Genomic DNA, 18,996 nt, shown 5'->3' on the forward strand with positions numbered 1-18,996 from the left:
GTTTTGTTCTCCTTTACGTTGGTTTTCTTAGGAACTATGCACCGGCGGCGTCTGCCGCAGGTATACAAAAAAGCGGCTCCGCCAATGGCGGAGCCGCTTCGCTGTATCAGGTGTCAGCGCGTCATGCGGTTATCCGTGCCAATGGCGTATGTGCAGAGGCGGCCAGTACCAGCAGTACCAGCACCAGAGCGCAAATAATAATGGACGCCATAATAATGGCGCCCAGCACGGACAGGATGACAGTATGAGAAGCGGCGCAGGCGCAGCAGAAAGCAGCACCGGCGCAGGCGGCGGTCATCATGGTATTCATGGCTTTCTTCGTGGTCCTGGTCATCACGGCCGCCTCCTTTCGCTTCGGAAATGTTGGGCCTATTGTAGCAAAGCAAAATTCCAAAGTCAACGGTGTTTTCACAAAAAATGCCATCATATCGCACAATCAGCCACAATATGCATTATGCAATATGCATAAAAACGAACCACTTTCTCCCAGAAACTGGAAATTCCACGGCCGCAGCCGGTCTGCCGCTCCGAACACAAAAAACGATATAGACGGACAAACATACGACAATACCGAACAACACCCCTTGCATTTTCTGCGTTATCCTGTAAAATAGACAGCGACCCTTCGCGCGGTACGCGCGGAAGCGGAACAGACTGAAAAGGGAGGCCCGTCCATGCATACGCCCCGGCACCCCACACGCAGCATAACGATCATGGCGTCAGCGCTGCTGGCGCTGTTTCTGCTGTCCTTCGTGCTGGGCCGCTACGGCGTCCCTCTGGGCGAGGTGGTAAAGATACTCCTCTCCCGCGTATTTCCCATTGGACAGACCTGGACGGACAACATGGCCATCGCCGTGTGGAACGTCCGCCTGCCCCGCATCCTGCTGGCCTGTCTGGTGGGCTGCGGCCTCTCCGCCGCCGGCACCGCCTACCAGACCGTGTTCCAGAACCCCATGGCCGCACCGGATATCCTGGGCGCGTCCTCCGGTGCCTGCTTCGGTGCGGCGCTGGCGATCCTGACGGGCCAGAGCACCGTGATGGTCACCGTTTTCGCCTTCCTAGCCAGCCTGCTGTCCGTGGCCCTGGTCTATCTGGTGGGCCGCCGATCCCGGGGCAGCCGTGTGGTGAGCCTCCTGCTGGCCGGTATCATGGTAGGCTCGCTGTTCTCGGCCTGTACCTCCTATATCAAGCTGGTGGCCGATCCCTCCAACCAGCTGCCCCAGATCACCTACTGGCTCATGGGCAGCCTCTCCGGCACCCGTATGCACACCGTCGCCTTTGCCGCCGTCTGTATGGCGGCAGGGCTGACGCCCCTGCTGCTGCTCCGCTGGCGCATGAACCTGCTGACCCTCTCGCCGGATGAAGCCCGCGCCATGGGCGTCCACACGGACCGCCTGCGTCTGGCGGTGATCCTCTGCGCCACGGTGCTGACGGCCTCCGCCGTCTCCGTCTCCGGCATGATCGGCTGGGTGGGTCTGGTGATCCCCCATCTCAGCCGCCGCCTCGTGGGTAACGACTGCCGCAGGCTCCTGCCCATGGCCTGCCTGTTCGGCGCGGCCTTTCTGCTGCTGGTGGACGACCTGGCCCGCACCCTTGCGGCGACGGAGATCCCCATCGGTATCCTGACGGCCTTCGTGGGCGCGCCGTTCTTTATCTACCTCATGGTGAAGGGAGGCGACCGCCTGTGACCCTCACGGTATCGCACCTGACCTTCGCTTATCCCAAGGCCCCGCCGGTGCTGGAGGATGTCTCCTTCACCGTGCCCGCCGGTGATTTCCTCTCCGTGCTGGGTGCCAACGGTGCCGGCAAGAGCACCCTCTTCCGCTGCCTGCTGGGCGGCCTGGAGGGCTACACCGGCGCCATCTCGCTGGACGGCCGCGACGTGCGGACCTTCTCCCGCCGGGAGCTGGCGGCCCGCATCGCCTACATCCCGCAGATACACCGTCCCACCTTCGGCTATTCCGTGCTGGACACTGCCCTCATGGGCCTGACCCGGCACTTGTCCCCGTTCCAGAGCCCCTCCAAGGCCCTGGAGCAGCAGGCTCTGACCGCCCTGGAGCAGCTGGGTGTGGCCCACCTGGCGCAGCGGAACTTCGCCGCCCTCTCCGGCGGCGAGCAGCAGCTGGTGCTCATTGCCCGCGCCCTGTGCCAGCAGTCGGATCTCCTCATCATGGACGAGCCCACCGCCTCTCTGGATTACGGCAACCAGCTCCGTGTGCTGGAGCAGGTGCGTTCCCTGTCGGAGCAGGGCTACACCGTCCTGCTCTCCACCCACGATCCCCAGCACGCCCTGCGTTTTTCCCGCCGCGTCCTGGCCCTGCAAGGGGGCCGCGTGGCGGCGGAGGGCGATACCCGGGACGTGCTGACGCCGGACCTGATCCGACAGCTCTACGGTGTGGAGTCCGTGCTGCTGGATACGCCCGACGGCGCGGCCCTGCTGCCGGTGCGGGGAGGTGACCGCCATGTTTAGCTGGTCGGCGGACACTGTCCGCTTCATGGCCGATGCCTGCCGCCGCACCGACTTCCACGAAAAGCTGACGGCGCTGCTGCTGCCGTACCTGAAGCCCACGGATCATATCTGCGACGCCGGCTGCGGCCTGGGATACCTGTCCCTGGCCCTGTCGCCCTATGCGGCCCGTGTCACGGCGGCGGAGCGCGACGCCGCGGCCCTGTCCGTCCTGCGGCAGGAGCTGGACGCCCGGGGCGTTGCCAATGTGACGCCCCTGTGCGCCGATGTGCTGGCCTATACGCCGCCGGTGCCCTTCGACGCCATGGTGTTCTGCTTTTTCGGCAGCATGGAGGAGATACTGGCCGCCGCCCTCCGCCAATGCCGTGGCACGGTGCTGGCCGTGGTGCGTGACGACGTGTGCCACCGCTTTTCCGGGGCACCCCGTGCGCCGGGCTGTCATAGCTTCGATGCCGCCTGCGGTGTGCTGGACGCCCACGGTATCCCCTATACGGCGCAGCGTGCAGCGCTGGACTTTCCCCAGCCCTTCCGTACTCTGGAGGATGCCCGGACATTTCTGACCCTCTACGGCGGGGGAGCGCCTGCGGAGGACGATCTCCGCGCCAAACTTATTTCCACCGGCGATCCGAACTTCCCGTGGCAGCTGCCCGGCGTCCGCCGCTTTGGAATGATTGCATTTTCAACAGAAGAAGGAGAACACATATGAACAAGACAAAACGATTGCTGGCGCTGGTCCTGGCGCTGGTGATGAGCCTGACCCTGTTTGCCTGCGGCCGGAAGGCCCAGGACGACAAGACCGACGACAGCACCCGGACGGAGGACACCACCCGCGTGTTCACCGACTCCTGCGGCCGCGAGGTCAAGGTGCCCGCCGATATCCAGAAGGTCGCCGTCTCCGGCCCTCTGGCCCAGATGGTGGTCTTTGCCATCGCCCCGGACAAGATGGTGGGTGTGGCCAATGCCTGGGACGAGACCGCTGAGAATTACTTTGACCAGAAGTATCTGGACCTGCCCCTGCTGGGCCAGCTGTACGGCGGCAAGGGCGAGCTGAACCTGGAGACGCTGCTGGCGGCCGAGCCCGACGTGGTCATCGATGTGGGCGAGCCCAAGAGCACCATGGCGGAGGACCTGGACGGCCTGCAGGAACAGACCGGAATCCCCTTTGTCCACATTGACGCCTACCTGGCCTCCATGGACGATACCTATGCCATGCTCAGCGACCTGCTGGCTATGCCCAACGAGGGTCAGGCCCTGGCCGACTACTGCCGCAATGCCTATGACACCGTCAAGGCCATCGTGGACGGCGTGGAGAAGGCCGATGTCCTGTATATCACCGGTGAAGAGGGCCTGAACGTCATCGCCAGGGACTCCTATCACGCCGAGGTCGTCGATATGCTGTGCAATAATCTGGCTGTGGTGGACGAGCCCTCCTCCAAGGGTACCGGCAACGAGGTGGACATGGAGCAGATCCTGAACTGGGACCCCTCTATCGTGTTCTTCGCCCCCGGCAGCATTTACAGCACCGTGGCCGATAACGAGAACTGGCAGACCATACCTGCCATCAAGGACGGCAAGTATTACGAGGTGCCCTTCGGCCCCTACAACTGGATGGGCTTCCCACCAAGCGTCCAGCGCATCCTGGGTATGCAGTGGATGGCCAAGGTCCTGTACCCCGAGGCTGCCGATTACGATATGTACGAGGTCACCCAGACCTATTTCCAACTGTTCTACCACTGCGACCTGACCATCGACCAGTACAACGCGCTGGTGGCCAATTCTCTCCCCGCTGTGAAGGCCGCCGGCTGAATAAACGAACAGGGAGCGGCACCGCCGCTCCCTATGGCCCTTGAAAGGAGACGCATATGAACAACATCTTCCAGACCCTGCTCTACCAGCGGGAAAAGCAGAAGGACACCGTGCTGGCCACCATCGTGTGGGATGACGGCTCTGCCCCCCGCGGCGCGGGCAGCCAGATGCTGGTGGGGGCGGAGGGTCTGCTCTCCGGCACCATCGGCGGCGGCGCGGTGGAGCTGCGGTCCATTCAGCTGGCCCGGGCGCTGCTGGCCGGTCAGCACGTGGACGCCCTGTATGACTTCAAGCTCTCCCGTGACGGTGAGCTGGGCATGGCCTGCGGCGGCGATGTGACGGTGCTGTTCACTCCCGCCCGGTTGTCGGATCGCGTCTGGGACGCGTTGGCGGCGGAGGTGCTGCGCCGCGTGCGTGACCGTGTGCCCGGTTGGCTGGTGCTGCCGCTGGACGGCGCCGCACCCCATATCGCCGAGACGGCGGAGACAGGCGAGGGCGTGTTCTCCCTGCCGCTGCCGGTGGGGGAGCGCGCGGTCATTTTCGGCGCGGGACATATCGCTCGTGCGCTGACGCCTCTGCTGCGGACGGTTGGCTTCCGTCCCGTGGTGGTGGATGATCGGCCGGGCTTTGCCACGGCGGAGCATTTTCCCCAGGCGGACCGGACCATCTGCGGCGACTTTGACCGCATCAGCGACTATCTGACGCTGACGCCGGAGGACTATGTGGTCATCATGACCAACGGCCATGAGCACGACTTTCAGGCGGAGGTGCAGGTGCTGCGGGGCGAGACGGCCTATGTGGGCGTCATCGGCTCCCGGAAGAAAACGGCCTTCGTGAACCAGCGCCTGCGGGAGGCGGGCATTCCCGAGGAGAAGATCGCCTTTGTCCACACGCCGGTGGGCACACCCATCAAGGCCGTGACGCCGGAGGAGATCGCCGTGTCCATCGCCGGTGAGATGATCTGTGTCCGTGCCGCGCGGCGCGAAGCGGCAGGGGAGGTACACCATGGCTGCCCCATGCACTGACCATCTGTTCCTCACCGGAGAGAAAGGCGTGGGCAAGTCCACGCTGGCGCACTGCCTGCTGGCCGGGCATACACCCTGCGGCTTCCGCACGGTGCGGGTAACAGGCGTGCTGGACCGGCCCTCTGTGCATCTGCTGCCCGCGGCAGGCGGAACGCCCTCGGCGGAGAATTTGCTGTTCTACTGCGGCGCTTATTCCTGCGATAGGTTCGACACGCTGGGCACGGCGGCCCTGCGTGACCGTGACGGGGACGTCCTGCTGATGGACGAGCTGGGCCCGGCGGAGTCCGGTGCCAAAAAATTCTGCGAAGCGGTGCTCGCGGCTCTGGACGGTGACCTTCCCGTTCTGGGCGTCCTGCAAAAGGCGGACACGGAATTTCTCCGGGCGGTGGCGGGTCATCCCCGGGTGCGTCTGGTGACCGTCACCGTGGAAAACCGGGACGAGCTGCGCCGTACCATGACCCTTTAACAAACGCTGCGCTATGGTGTACCACAGGTGACAAAAAGGTATAAATAAGAGCGCAGGAGAGCGCCAACAAAAGCAGCCTAAAGTAAACAAAAGTATCATACACCGTCAAAGGACGCGGGAAGATCCCGCGTCTTTTTTCGACTTTTACTTCCCATAAGGGACGGTTTGCGGTATACTATGGGGGAGAAAACAGGGGAGGTGACGCGGTGAAGCTGCGTATCATCACCGGCCGCGCCGGTGCGGGAAAAAGTAAGCTGGTGCTCGAAACCATTGCGGCACAACGGTTTGAGCGCCCGCAGATTTTGCTGGTACCGGAGCACGCCACCCACGAGGCGGAGCTGGATCTCTGCCGCGCGCTGGGGGATACCGCCAGCCGTGACGGGGAGGTGCTGAGCTTCCAGAGCCTTGCCACCCGTGTACTGTCACAAACCGGAGGTATATCCGATATAACGTTAGATAATGGTGGTAAAATACTGATAATGCGCCGCGCCTTGCAGGAAGTTTCATCATATTTGACGGTGTTTTCCAAGCCATCACAGCGCCCGGCCTTTCTGCGGGAGCTGGTGGCCCTGGCCGATGAGTTGTACGCCTATAAAATCGCGCCGTCCCTTCTGCTGCAACAGGTTCAGGACATTCCGGGCGCCGCCGGAGATAAGCTGCGCTCTACGGCGCTGCTGTTCGGCGCTTATGACGCGCGACTCCACGGCGGCGACTTTGATGCCCGGTCAAAAGTGCAGAAACTCTGCGATAAACTTCCGAATTCGGACTATTTGTGCGGAAAAGATATCTATATTGATGGGTTTTCCTATTTCAACCGAACGGAGGAGGATATCATTGCCGCCGCGCTGAAACAGGCCAACTCTGTTACAGTGACTCTGCTGGGCGATGACAGTGACCCGCAGCTCTTCCGCAACGGCATACAGCAGCGGGAACGCCTGCGCAGACTGGCAAAGGACGCCGGTTGTAGTTGTGAAGTAGAAAACCTTGTCAGGAACAGCGACACAGCGTTTTCGCACCTGGAGCGATACTTTCTCGGCGCGGAAAAAGCGTGGACGGGCAGCACGCCGTCCATCACCTTGTACCAGGCCAATACCGCCTATTCTGAGGTGGAATATGTGTCCGCGCAGCTGCGGGCGCTGGCACAAAAGGGCGTTCGCTGGCGTGAGATGGCCGTGGCGGCGCGGAACATGGAGGTATATGGCCCGTTGCTGGAGGCCGTGTTCCGCCGGGACGATGTTCCCGCCTATATCAGCCGCCGGAGCGACATTTTGCAGCAGCCGGTCCTGACGCTGCTGCTGTCCGCCGTCGACGCAGTGACAGGCGGCTTCGAGTATGAGGACGTGTTCCGGTGCCTGAAGACCGGCATGACGGCACTGACGGCGGCGGAATGCGATCTTCTGGAAAACTATGTGATCCGTTGGGAAATTCGGGGCAATATGTGGCTGCGGGACGCCGACTGGACGGCGGATCCGGATGGATACAGCGGAGAGATAACTGATTATCGCCGGGAACAGCTGGCCGAGATAAACGCGGTCAGAAGAAAAGTCAGAAAACTGTTTCTTACCCTGAGTGATGGGATAAAATCCAATAAAACGGTAAGAGGTAAAGCTGAAGCACTTTACAGATTTGCGGAGGACGCCGGTACACCGGCCGTGTTGGAACAGCGGGAGAAAGAATTGCTGGAGCAGGGGCAGATGCAGGCGGCAGAGGAGTATGCCCAGCTGTGGCGGATATTCTGTGATGTGCTGGATCAGTTCGTGGCGCTTTTGGGTGACACGGAGGTGGACGGCGATGAGTTTGCGCGGCTGCTGCGGCTGACGCTGAGCCAGTATGCCGTGGCCACCATACCCGCTGCACTGGACCAGGTAAAGGTAAGCCCCTTGACGCGCAATGACCGCCATACAGTGCGGCATCTTTTCCTGCTGGGCGCCAATGACCATGTGCTGCCCACGGTGGAGAAGGGCGGCGGTATATTGGACGAACAGGAGCGTGAGCTTTTGCAGCAGCAGGGAATCTTGCTGTCCGACGCCACGTTCGACCCGCTGAGCAATGAGCTGCAGAATATCTATGCCGCCCTGGCCCAGCCAACGGAGACACTGACCGTGTCCTGGTGCGCCGGCGATGAGTCGGGGGCGAAGCTGCTGCCGTCCTTTGTGGTAGAGCGTATCCGCAAGCTGTTTCCGCAAGTGGAAATACAACGGGAAGACGGCGCGTACCGCTGCGGACTGCCTGCGGCAGCGCTGGCACTGGCGGGACAGCGGCCCGGCGGTGCGCTGTGGCGTTATTTTGAGATGCATGGACAGGGCGGTACGCTGGAGAAGATGGCAGCGGCCCGGGCTATGGGCCGGGGAAGGCTGTCACCCGGGGCGGTACGCAGCCTGTACGGCAGTACGCTGGCCATGTCCGCCTCGCGGCTGGACCAGGTGAAGAGCTGTCACTTTGGCTATTTCATGGAGTACGGCCTGCGGGCCAGGCAACGGACAAAGGCGGATTTCCAGGCGCCGGAGGTGGGGACGTTTATCCACTATCTGCTGGAGAATGTCCTGCGGGAGGTGGAGCAGCAGGGGAAGCGGCCGGAAAGACCGGCGCTGGCGGCGTTGGTGCGGCGGTATACGGATGAGTATGTCCGGACGGTCATCGACGGTTACGGTGAGAAGAGCGCACGGTTCCGGTATCTGTTTTCCCGGCTGCGGGAGACGGCGTTGGTCATTGTTGAGAACGTGCTGGATGAGCTGGAGCATTCGGATTTCCGGCCTGTGGCCTTTGAATTGGGCTTTGGCGGCAAAAACGGACAGCTGCCTGCCGTCACGGTGACGGCGGGAGATACCACGCTGTCCGTCACCGGTAAGGTGGATCGGGTGGACGGCTGGCTGAAGAACGGGAAGCTATATCTGCGAGTAGTGGACTACAAAACCGGGAAAAAGGCTTTTGATCTGGCGGATGTGCGCTACGGCCTGGGTATTCAGATGCTGCTGTATCTTTTCGCACTGCAGCGGTACGGCGGGGACTATTTTGGGGCGGCGGTGGAGCCGGCGGGAGTGCTGTACCTGCCGGCGAGGGACGTCGTTAAAAAGGCGGATCGGGCCATCGCGCCGGACAAGCTGGCCGCGCTGCTGCGGGGCGAGCTGCGTCGGACGGGCATGGTGCTGTCCGACCCAGAGGTGCTGACAGCCATGGAGCACAGTGCGCTGGAGTCACCCTGCTATTTGCCTATTGCAGTGAAAAAGGACGGTTCGGTCAGCGGTCTGGCGGCCAGTGTGTTGGCGGATGCAGCTCAGATGGGCAAAATGGGTCGGTATGTGGACGAGCTGCTGCGGAAGGTAGCCCGGGAGCTGGGCGATGGCAATATTGACGCAGATCCATGCCGCAGGGGGCCTCAGGAAAGTGCCTGCGACTGGTGTCCCTTCGCGTCGGCCTGCTGGTTTGACGAGAAGCGGGACAAGCCCCATTATCTGCAAAAGACCACGCCGGAAGAATTCTGGCAGCTGGTGGACGAGGAGGTGACGCGCCGTGGCTGACATCCAACTGACGGCACAGCAGCGTGGGGCAGTGGAGGACCGGGGCGGCAGCCTGCTGGTGTCCGCCGCCGCCGGATCCGGCAAGACGAAGGTGCTGGTAGAGCGTGTGTTCGCCTATCTAACGGAGGAACACTGCCACATAGACGATTTCCTTATTATCACATTTACCCGCGCCGCTGCCGCCGAACTGCGGACAAAGCTGGCCGCAGAGCTGGCGAAGCGGGTGGCACAGGACCCGGAGAACAGTCACCTGCGGCAGCAGATGTTCCGGGTGTATCAGGCGGACATCAAGACGGTGGACGGCTTCTGTGCAGGGCTGCTGCGGGAGCATATCCATCTGCTGGAGCCGGTGGATGGGCGGAGTCTGACGCCGGACTTCCGTATCCTGGATGAGACGGAGGCCGGCGTGCTGAAGCAGCGGGCACTGGAGGATGCACTGGAGGCGTTCTATCAGCGGATCGAGCAGGGGGACGAAGGCTGCCGGGCTTTGGCGGAGACGCTGGGCTTCGGCCGGGATGACCGGGCGTTGGCGGCGCTGGTGCCGGAGCTGCACGGAAAATTGCAGAGCCATCCCTACCCGGACAAGTGGTTGGAGAAGGCTGCGGAGAGCTGGGCGAACCTGCCGGAACGGCTGGGCGACAGCGTGTACGGCCGGACGATCATGGAGGACACGGTGCGCCGCGCCAGTTACTGGGCGGGGCGGCTGGAACGCGCCGTGAAGGATATGGAAGACTGCGAGAGCGTGTATAACGCCTATGGAGATCGGTTTTTGGAAACGGCGGCGCAGCTGCGGGAATACGCGGCCGCGGCCCGGGAAGGCTGGGATGCCATGGGCCGTGTGCAGCCGGCCTTCCGGCGGATGGGCGTGGTGAAGGGGGACGAATGCGCCGGGGCGAAGGACGCGGCGCGGGCGGTGCTGGAAAAGTGCCGTGACGCATTGAAGAAGCTGTCCGCGCCGTATCAGACGGCGGAGACGGAGTTGCTGGGCGATCTGCAGGTCATCGCGCCCGCTATGCGGGCGCTGCTGGCACTGACAGGGGACTTCGACAAGCGGTTCCGGGCAGAGAAAGTGCGGCGGAACGCTATGGATTTCTCTGACCAGGAACACTACGCCGTGCAGATGCTGTGCCGCCAGGACGGAACGCCCACGGAGCTTGGCGAGCAGGTGTCCCGGCGGTACCGGGAGATCATGGTGGACGAGTATCAGGACACTAATGAAGTGCAGAACTGTATCTTCCGGGCGGTATCGCGGCAGGGAGAGAATATCTTTGCCGTGGGCGATGTGAAGCAGAGCATCTACCGGTTCCGGCTGGCGGAACCGGGGATATTCCTGGAAAAATACAGGACCTATGCCGATGCGGACCACGCTGCGCCAGGTGCGCCGCGGCGGCGGGTACTGAGCCGGAACTTCCGGTCACGCCGGGAGGTGCTGGCGGCTGCGAACTTTGTGTTTGCGGCGCTGATGTCCCGGGAAATGGGCGAGCTTGATTATACAGAGGAGCAGTATCTTCACTTTGGGGCGGAATACTATCCGGAGGTGCCGCGGGAGACGGAGTTCCACTATCTGGCTGTGGAGGACACACCGGAGCAGCGGTTCGACCGGGCGGAGGCCGAGGCGCGGTTTGTGGCAAAGCGTATTCGCTGTATGCTGGACGAAGGGTTCACTGTCCGGGGTGAGGACGGCACCATGCGTCCGGCAGCACCGGAGGATATCGTGATACTGATGCGCTCACCCAGCGCCCGGCAGACGGTATTCGCCGCCGCCTTGGCACGGGAGGGGATCCCCTGCGACGGCGGGGAAAGTGAGGATTTCTTCTCGGCGATGGAGGTCGCAGTGGTATTGTCACTGCTGGAGGTGGTGGATAACCCACGGCAGGATGTGCCGCTGATCGCGGTGCTGCGTTCGCCACTGGTAGGCATGAGCGCCGACCGGCTGGCGGAGATACGGGCCGTACAGCGTGAGGGGGATTATTACGAGGCGCTGCGGCAGGATGAGGGTGAGGACGCGCAGGCGTTCCTGTCGCTGCTGCATGAGCTGCGGCAGGTGGCGCGGGAACTGTCCGCCGATAAGCTGCTGTGGTATATCTATGACCGCTGCCGGGTGCAGGCGATCTTCGGTGCCATGGAGGACGGTACAGCCCGCCAGGCGCGTCTGAGGGCACTGTATGACTATATACGGCGGCTTGTGCAGGGCGGCAGAACGAGCCTGTTTGACTGTGTGCGGCAGGTACGGCAGCTGCTGGAAAGCGGCGATGCGCCGGCCATTACCGCTTCAGGTGCAGCGGGCGGTGTGCGCTTGATGAGCGTGCATAAGTCCAAAGGCCTGGAGTTTCCGGTGGTGTTTCTGGCTGACTTGAACAGGAGCTTCAACCGACAGGACCTGGATCGACCGGTGCTGGTCCATCCCCAGCTGGGCGTTGGTGCGGAGCGCGTGGAGGTGGAACGCCGGCTGCGGTACGACACCGTCTCCAAAACGGCGCTGGCGCTGACGCTGGAACGGGAAGCCAAGGCGGAGGAGCTGCGGATACTGTATGTAGCCATGACCCGTGCACAGGAGAAGCTCATTATGGTATGTTCGCGGAAAAACCCGGAGAAGCACCTGAAGGAGCTGTGTGCATTGGCGGAGCTGCCGGCGCCGCCGGAGGCGGTGGCCGCGGTAAACTGCCCGGGCGATTGGCTGCTGCTGGCGCTGCTGAGCACATATCAGGCAGGGGTGTTCCACGATTACACCGGGGTACGTCCCGCGGTACTGTACGACGGGCCGGAGGGCTTGGCGCTGCGGCTGCACCGCATCGGCGGTGAGGAGGACGGCGGTGCGGCGATGCCGGCGGAGGAGCCGGAAGCGCAGGCACCGGATCCGCAGCCGGACGAGGCGGCGCTGGCGTTCCGGTACAGTCACAGAGCGGCGACAGTGACGCCCTCCAAGGTGACGGCTACCCAGCTGAAGGGGCGGGCCATCGATCAGGAGATCGCCGAGGGGACACTGCCGGCGCGGCGGACCGCCGCACCGGAGAAGCCGCGGTTTTTGCAGGAAAAGCGCGGACTGACCGGGGCAGAGCGCGGCACAGCCATGCACCTGGCGATGCAGTTTCTGCCGCTGGATACTCCTGCGGCACCAAAGGCAGTGACGGCTTTTGCGGAAAGACTGACGGCCCGACGGCTGCTGACGCCGGAGCAGGCGGCGGCGCTGGACATCCCGGCGCTGGCGCGGTTTTTGGCGTCGCCGCTGGCAGAGAGGATACGGACTGCACCGCAGGTGTGGCGGGAGTACCGCTTCGCGTTGCTCACCGATGCGGGTATTTATGACGTCGCGGCAGCAGGGGAGGAGATACTCCTGCAGGGCGTGGCAGACTGCGTGTTTGAGACGACGGCGGGTTTGACGGTGGTGGATTTCAAGACTGATCGGGTGACAGCGGCAGAGGCGTCCCAGCGGGCGGAGGCCTATCGGCCGCAGCTGGACGCTTACGCCGGAGCGCTGTCGCGGATACTGGAAAAGCCGGTGACGGAGCGCATTCTGTATTTCTTCGCCTGCGGAGAAGAAATTTCTTTGTGAAAATAGCGAAAAATGCTTGCATTTGCGGGAAGAGTGTGCTATTATCACAGTTGCGTTTGCGGCGATGCCGCGGCGACGAGTGAACCAGAAAGGGGTGAACAAGAGCAATGAAGGAAGGAATCCATCCCAATTATCAGCAGACTACTATCAAATGCGCCTGCGGTAATGTGATTGAGACAGGTTCTACGAAGAAGGATATTCGCGTGGAAGTCTGCTCTAAGTGTCACCCCTTCTTCACCGGCAAGCAGAAGCTGGTGGATACCGGCGGACGCGTTGCCAAGTTCAACAAGCGTTTCGGCCTGGACAAGTAAGGATACACCACTTTGCAAGACCCGTACCAATGGTGCGGGTCTTGTTTTTTATTTTACTTTTGCGCCGGGATGGGGTATAATCGTGGAAAATCATCATAACGAGGACGACTATGGAACGAAAAACCATTGAAGAAAATAAAAACGGTGTGAGGGATTACGCGGTGCTGGTGGGGCTGCGGTCCCCGGTACTTGGTGCAGACAGCGCCGACGAGGAGAGTCTGGCGGAGTTGGCGGCCTTAGTGGAGACGGCGGGCGGTGAGTCCGTGGGTATGATCCTGCAGAGCCGGGAGAAACCAGACCCCCATAGCTTCATCGGCGAGGGAAAAGTGGAGGAGGTCAAGCGCATGGTGGAGAACAGTGAGGCCACCATGGTGATCTTCGACAACGATCTGTCCCCGTCGCAGGTGCGGGTGCTCACGGAGCTGTGCGGTGTGCAGGTGCTGGACCGCAGCGGCCTGATCTTGGATATCTTCGCCCAGCGAGCCCGGACAAAGGAGGGCTGCCTACAGGTAGAGCTGGCGCAGTATCAGTATCTGCTGCCCCGGCTGATCGGTATGTGGTCTCATCTGGAACGGCAGGGCGGCACCGGCGGCTCGCCCATCGGCACGAAGGGCCCCGGTGAGACGCAGCTGGAGACGGACCGGCGGCACATCCGGCGGAAGATCGACAAGCTGAAGGAGGAACTGGAGGAGGTGCGGCGCGTCCGCGCCACCCAACGTCAGCGGCGGCGGAAGAACGAGATACCCGTGGTGGCCATCGTGGGCTATACCAACGCGGGCAAGTCCACACTGCTCAATGCCATCACCGGCGCGGACATACCGGCCAACAACCGGCTTTTCGACACGCTGGACACCACCACGCGGCTGCTGACCGTCAGCGATACGCTGGATGTAGTCATCTCCGACACGGTGGGATTTATCCGCAAGCTGCCCCATCAGTTGGTCGAGGCCTTCAAGGCTACGCTGGAGGAATTGGAGTACGCCGATCTGCTGCTGCACGTCATCGATGCCAGCAATCCGGAGTGGCAGGAACAGGCGCGGATCGTGGATGATCTGATCCGGGAGCTGGGGGCGGAGAATATCCCTTGCATTCGTGTGTACAATAAGTCCGATTTGGCGTTTGCCTTCCAGCGGGACAAGGAGGGGGACGCGGTCTCCGTGTCCGCCAAGACCGGCGAGGGGTTGGACAGACTGCTCTCCGCCATCGACAAAAAGCTGGACAAGGGTACGAAGCGGGTGACGCTGCACCTGCCCTATGACAAGGCCGGAGCGCTGGACAGCCTGTACCGGGAGGCCAAGGTGGAGTCCGTGGAGTACGGCGAGACGGTGGACGTGGTGGCGGTGTGTACGCCCCGAATCATCGGCCAGCTGAAGGACTATATCGAAGGTTGGACGGAGCCGAAGGAGGAGTGGGAATGAGCGATTTCCGCGTACCCTTTGGCCCGTCAGAGACGGAGTTCACCGAAAAACGATCCCGTTTTATCGGCCATCTGCTGCCGGTGGAGACGGAGGAGCAGGCGCGGGAATTTATCGCGCAGATGAAGAAAAAATACTATGATGCGCGGCACAACTGCTGGTGTTATCTCATCGGCGGTGATACGATGCGCTACGGTGACGATGGCGAGCCTCAGGGTACAGCGGGACAGCCTATGCTGAACGTGTTTCAGCGGGAAAACGTCACCAACGTGGTGTGCGTGGTCACGCGGTACTTCGGCGGGATCTTGCTGGGGGCCGGCGGGTTGACGCGGGCGTATTCCAAAAGCGCCCGCGATGCGCTGGTGGCGGCAGGCGTGTCGGAGATGGGCCTGTGGGCCATAGCGGACATTCCGTGCCCCTACGCGCTGTTCGAGCGTGTGCGTGGTGAGGTAACGGCCCTGGGCGGCACGGTGGACAGCGCCGATTACGGCGCGGACATTCGGCTGACGGTTTCGCTGCCGGCAGAGAACACTGCGGCGCTGCGGGAACGGCTAACGGAGCTGTCAGCAGGCGGCATCGCACTGACGGTAACGGCGGAGGCATACCGTCCGGGACCAAAGGTGGAAATATAAAGACAGCGACCCCGGAGGCAGGGACCTCCGGGGTCTTTCACGTTTTGCGCTGGGGTATCATACGATGGCATGAGTACAAAGGAGGTGCCAGCATGGAGGAATATCTCATCACCGCCCGGTCCGTGACCCAGGCGCAGCGTATGGCGCAGCTGCTGGAGCGCCGGGGTGTGCGTGCCGTGGTGGGCCGTGTGCCCATGGGCCTGACCGGCAAGGGGTGCGGCTATGTGCTGCGGCTGCGGGGACAGACCCGCACGGTAGCGGCTCTGCGGCTGCTGCGGGAGGCGGGCTTTGCACCCGCGCAGGTATTTGTTCGTCAGGATGACGAGTATAGTGAGGTAGAGTTATGATCTATTTTGATGCGGGGGCCACGACGCTGCAAAAGCCGGAGACGGTGGCACGGGCTATGTACCGGGCGGTGGGGCAGCTATCCTCGCCGGGGCGGGGGAGTTATCCGGCCACGCGGGCGGCGGAGGAAACAGACCTGCAATGCCGCACACTGGCAGCAAAGCTGTTTGGCGTGGCTGATCCGGCGCGAGTGGTGTTCACCTCCTGCGCTACACATGGGCTGAACATTGCCGTGCATACGCTGGTGAAGCCCGGCGGACGTGTGATCATTTCGGGATATGAGCACAACGCTGTTACCCGGCCGCTGCACGCCATATCGGGTGTGGAGATCACGGTAGCGGATGGGCCTTTGTTTGATGGGGAGGAGATGGTACGGCAGTTCGCCGCTGCGCTGGCGTGTCCGGCGGACGCGGTGATCTGCACACACGTGTCCAACGTGTTTGGCTTCCGACTGCCGGTAGAGCGCATCGCGGCGCTGTGTCGGGAGAAGGGTGTGCCATTCGTGCTGGATGCGTCGCAGTCTGCGGGGATGCTGCCGGTGGACATGGATGCGCTGGGCGCGGCGTTTATCGCCATGCCGGGGCATAAAGGACTGTACGGGCCGCAGGGCACGGGGCTGCTGCTGTGCGGCGCGGAGCCGGAGCCACTGCTGCGGGGCGGCACGGGGTCGCAGTCGATCCTGCAGGAGATGCCGGAGGAGCTGCCGGACCGGCTGGAGGCCGGGACGCACAATATGCCGGGGATTGCAGGACTTCTGGAGGGCCTGCGGTTTGTGGAGCAGCAGGGCGTGGGACGTATTGCAGGGCACGAGAGACACCTGACGCGACATATGGCGGCACGGCTGCGGGATATTCCCGGTGCGGAGGTGTTCTATACCCCGGAGGATGGGGCACAGACAGGTGTGCTGAGCTTTCGCCTGGACGGTTGGGACTGCGAGGCGCTGGGCGAAGCTCTTGCGGCGCAGGGCGCGGCGGTGCGGGCGGGACTCCACTGTGCGCCTCTGGCGCACCGCACGGCGGGAACGCTGGAGACGGGCACCGTGCGGTGCAGCTTTTCGGCCTTTAACACCACCGCGCAGGTGGAGCACTTTGCCCATATTTTGCGGCAAATCGTTCGTTAAACTGCAAAACTGTTCACATAATTTTTTGTTGCATTTTCCCAATATTTTTTATATAATGTTAGTATCTATTTTTATGCCCGCAACAGGAAGGGTGGTAACGTGGATAAGGTACTTTCGTTATTAGAAAATATTGGGAATTACTTATTGCTGATACGGATATCGGATATACTGGACATCGCCATTATCGCGTTTCTGGTATACAACCTGCTCCGTATGGTCAAAAGTACCCGCGCCGAGAATATCCTCAAGGGCGTGGTGGCGTTTCTGCTGGTGCTTTGGCTGGTTGATATATTGCAGCTCAACGCCATATCGTACCTCATGCGGAACCTGGTGCAGGTGGGGATCCTGTCCATTATCGTCCTGTTCCAGCCGGAGATCCGCCAGATACTGGAGAAGGTGGGCAGCCGGAACATCAAACTGCTGCGGGCCTTCAACGATCCCAAGCAGCAGTCGGAGCTGGAGGCGGCCATCGATCAGACCGTGATGGCCTGCAAGGAGATGTCCCTGAGCAAGACCGGCGTGCTGATCGTCTTTGAGCGCGACATCCATCTGGATGACATGGTGCGAAGCGGTACGACGCTGGACGCCGCCGTGTCCTCCGAGCTGCTGAAAAACATCTTTTTCGTCAAGGCGCCCATGCACGACGGCGCGGTCATCATCCGCCGCGGACGGATCTTGGGCGCGGGCTGCATGCTGCCTTTGAGCAAAAACGTGAACCTGAGCCGCGACCTGGGCATGCGGCACCGGGCCGGTATCGGCATGAGCGAGAACTCCGACGCGGTGGTGGTCATCGTTTCGGAGGAAACGGGTTCCATCTCCGTGGCTATCGGCGGTATGCTCAAGCGGCACCTGAAGCCGGAGACGCTGGGCAAGCTGCTGCGTAATGAGCTGATACCGCCGGAGGAGGAAACGGAGGACAAGTCCCGCCGTACACTGGCAGAGCTGCTGGGACTGAACAGAAAGGGGGCGGACGACCATGTCGGAACGGATCTCTGATACAAACAACGGGACGGCCAACAGCGAGGCGCGCACGCCCCGCTTTAACCGCAGCAAGACCGTGCAGATCATCATCTCCATCCTGGTGGCTCTGGCGCTGTGGGTATATGTAGATGTGGAGAAGGCGCCGGAGAGGACGAAGACCATCCGGGATGTCCCGGTGGAGTTCTCCGGCGAGAACACCACGTTGGCAGACAAAAATCTGATGCTGCTGTCCGGATATGACACCACCATTGATTTGACGATACGCGGTCCTAAGCGGGAACTGGTGAAGATGAGCCGGGACAATGTGCGGGTCATTGCCAGTACATCCAGCATCGATTCCGTGGGCGTACACCAGTTGGATTGGACCGTCAGCTTCCCTGATGGAGTGGTACGCACGAATGTCAGCGTGGAGAAGGCCAGCCTGAGCCAGATCACGGTGACGGTGGGCGAGTTGTATACGAAGGAAGTGCCGGTGGAGTGTCAGGTCATCGGCGAGGTGGCTGAGGGATATTTTACCGGCGATGTAGTGCTGGATCCCGAGGTGCTGACGCTGCGCGCCCAACGGGACGATCTGCTGAATGTCAGCTGCGCCAAGCTGACGGTGGATATCAGCGGCGCGACCCGATCGGTGGTGCAGACGGTGGACGTACAGCTGTACGACTACGACGGCAATCTGGTGGAGAACAGCAACATACGCACCAGCGCCAGCCTGATACAGGCCAAGGTGCCGGTGCTGACCACCAAGGAGGTGGCCCTGGCCATAGAGTTCGAGGGCGTGCCCGGTGCGGCGGCAGACAGCATCGTCTGTGATATCGCGCCCAAGACGGTGCGGCTGAACGGAGAGGCCGACGTGTTGGCGTCTATTGACAAGCTCGTGCTTGCCACGCTGCATGTGGACGATCTGGGGCTGCACCAGCAGAATAGCTATGTGGTCACGCCGCCGGACGGCACCTGGCTGGTCAACGGCAACGAGGTGGCCACGGCGGACATCACCCTGGACGGTATCAGCGAGACGACGCTGACGGTGACGGATCTGTCCTTCACCGATCTGCCAGCGGGGCTGTATGCCGTCGTGCCAGAGGGCGGATTGACGGTGCGGCTGTGGGGACTCAGCGAGGAGATCGAGGCCATTACCGCCGAGAACCTGCGGGCCACGGCGGACATGAGCACCGTGACCGGACAGGGGAGCTTCACCGTGCCGGTGACCGTGACGGTCAGCGGGTTCAGCGATGTGACGGTGCGCGGCACCTATGAGCTGACGCTGACCATTACCGACACGCCGCCGCAGACGGAGCCGGCGGTACCTGCCGGCGGAGAGGACCAGACGGTCCCCGAGGCGCCGGAGACATGAGTATTC

General features: G+C 62.3%; 16 protein-coding genes. 15 read left to right on the top strand and 1 reads right to left on the bottom strand.

The window, feature by feature from the left end:
- Window positions 1–121: 121 nt before the first annotated feature.
- Window positions 122–334, bottom strand: a complete 213-nt coding sequence (locus tag ACOMDU_RS00955) for a hypothetical protein (RefSeq protein ID WP_421128623.1) — start codon at window positions 332–334, stop codon at window positions 122–124.
- Between the two features lie 340 nt (window positions 335–674).
- Between ACOMDU_RS00955 and ACOMDU_RS00960 the strand changes: the two genes are divergently transcribed.
- The 15 genes from ACOMDU_RS00960 (at window position 675) to ACOMDU_RS01030 (ending at window position 18,990) form a co-directional block, all read left to right on the top strand.
- Complete coding sequence (locus ACOMDU_RS00960) at window positions 675–1,688, top strand: FecCD family ABC transporter permease (RefSeq protein ID WP_421128624.1); 1,014 nt, start codon at window positions 675–677, stop codon at window positions 1,686–1,688.
- Window positions 1,685–2,470, top strand: a complete 786-nt coding sequence (locus ACOMDU_RS00965; protein WP_421128625.1) for an ABC transporter ATP-binding protein — start codon at window positions 1,685–1,687, stop codon at window positions 2,468–2,470. Before ACOMDU_RS00960 ends, ACOMDU_RS00965 begins: the two co-directional genes overlap by 4 nt.
- Entirely contained in the window at window positions 2,463–3,173 is a 711-nt protein-coding gene (locus ACOMDU_RS00970; RefSeq protein WP_421128626.1) for a class I SAM-dependent methyltransferase, read from the top strand. The genes ACOMDU_RS00965 and ACOMDU_RS00970 overlap by 8 nt, the downstream gene beginning before the upstream one ends.
- Entirely contained in the window at window positions 3,170–4,273 is a 1,104-nt protein-coding gene (locus ACOMDU_RS00975) for an ABC transporter substrate-binding protein (RefSeq protein WP_421128627.1), read from the top strand. The genes ACOMDU_RS00970 and ACOMDU_RS00975 overlap by 4 nt, the downstream gene beginning before the upstream one ends.
- A 56-nt stretch (window positions 4,274–4,329) precedes the next feature.
- Entirely contained in the window at window positions 4,330–5,298 is a 969-nt protein-coding gene (locus tag ACOMDU_RS00980) for an XdhC family protein (RefSeq protein ID WP_421128628.1), read from the top strand.
- A complete protein-coding gene (locus ACOMDU_RS00985; RefSeq protein WP_421128629.1) occupies window positions 5,279–5,764 on the top strand; it encodes a nucleoside-triphosphatase in 486 nt (161 codons plus the stop codon). The genes ACOMDU_RS00980 and ACOMDU_RS00985 overlap by 20 nt, the downstream gene beginning before the upstream one ends.
- Window positions 5,765–5,970: 206 nt before the next feature.
- Window positions 5,971–9,282 carry a PD-(D/E)XK nuclease family protein gene (locus ACOMDU_RS00990; RefSeq protein ID WP_421128630.1) on the top strand — a complete coding sequence of 1,104 codons (3,312 nt, stop codon included), beginning with the start codon at window positions 5,971–5,973 and terminating at the stop codon, window positions 9,280–9,282.
- Entirely contained in the window at window positions 9,275–12,835 is a 3,561-nt protein-coding gene (gene addA, locus ACOMDU_RS00995; RefSeq protein ID WP_421128631.1) for a helicase-exonuclease AddAB subunit AddA, read from the top strand. The genes ACOMDU_RS00990 and addA overlap by 8 nt, the downstream gene beginning before the upstream one ends.
- A 107-nt stretch (window positions 12,836–12,942) precedes the next feature.
- Complete coding sequence (gene rpmE / locus ACOMDU_RS01000; RefSeq protein WP_021859148.1) at window positions 12,943–13,146, top strand: 50S ribosomal protein L31; 204 nt, start codon at window positions 12,943–12,945, stop codon at window positions 13,144–13,146.
- A 110-nt stretch (window positions 13,147–13,256) separates the two neighbouring features.
- Entirely contained in the window at window positions 13,257–14,564 is a 1,308-nt protein-coding gene (gene hflX, locus ACOMDU_RS01005) for a GTPase HflX (protein WP_421128632.1), read from the top strand.
- Window positions 14,561–15,193: a YigZ family protein gene (locus tag ACOMDU_RS01010; RefSeq protein WP_421128633.1), complete on the top strand. Its 633-nt coding sequence runs from the start codon at window positions 14,561–14,563 to the stop codon at window positions 15,191–15,193. The genes hflX and ACOMDU_RS01010 overlap by 4 nt, the downstream gene beginning before the upstream one ends.
- A gap of 92 nt (window positions 15,194–15,285) precedes the next feature.
- Complete coding sequence (locus tag ACOMDU_RS01015) at window positions 15,286–15,540, top strand: putative Se/S carrier protein (protein WP_421128634.1); 255 nt, start codon at window positions 15,286–15,288, stop codon at window positions 15,538–15,540.
- Window positions 15,537–16,658: an aminotransferase class V-fold PLP-dependent enzyme gene (locus tag ACOMDU_RS01020; protein ID WP_421128635.1), complete on the top strand. Its 1,122-nt coding sequence runs from the start codon at window positions 15,537–15,539 to the stop codon at window positions 16,656–16,658. The genes ACOMDU_RS01015 and ACOMDU_RS01020 overlap by 4 nt, the downstream gene beginning before the upstream one ends.
- Before the next feature lie 99 nt (window positions 16,659–16,757).
- Complete coding sequence (gene cdaA / locus ACOMDU_RS01025) at window positions 16,758–17,654, top strand: diadenylate cyclase CdaA (RefSeq protein ID WP_421128636.1); 897 nt, start codon at window positions 16,758–16,760, stop codon at window positions 17,652–17,654.
- Window positions 17,635–18,990, top strand: a complete 1,356-nt coding sequence (locus ACOMDU_RS01030; RefSeq protein ID WP_421128637.1) for a CdaR family protein — start codon at window positions 17,635–17,637, stop codon at window positions 18,988–18,990. Before cdaA ends, ACOMDU_RS01030 begins: the two co-directional genes overlap by 20 nt.
- Window positions 18,991–18,996 lie beyond the last annotated feature (6 nt).

The sequence above is a fragment of the Vescimonas sanitatis genome, from assembly GCF_049060325.1.
GTDB lineage: Bacteria > Bacillota > Clostridia > Oscillospirales > Oscillospiraceae > Vescimonas > Vescimonas sanitatis.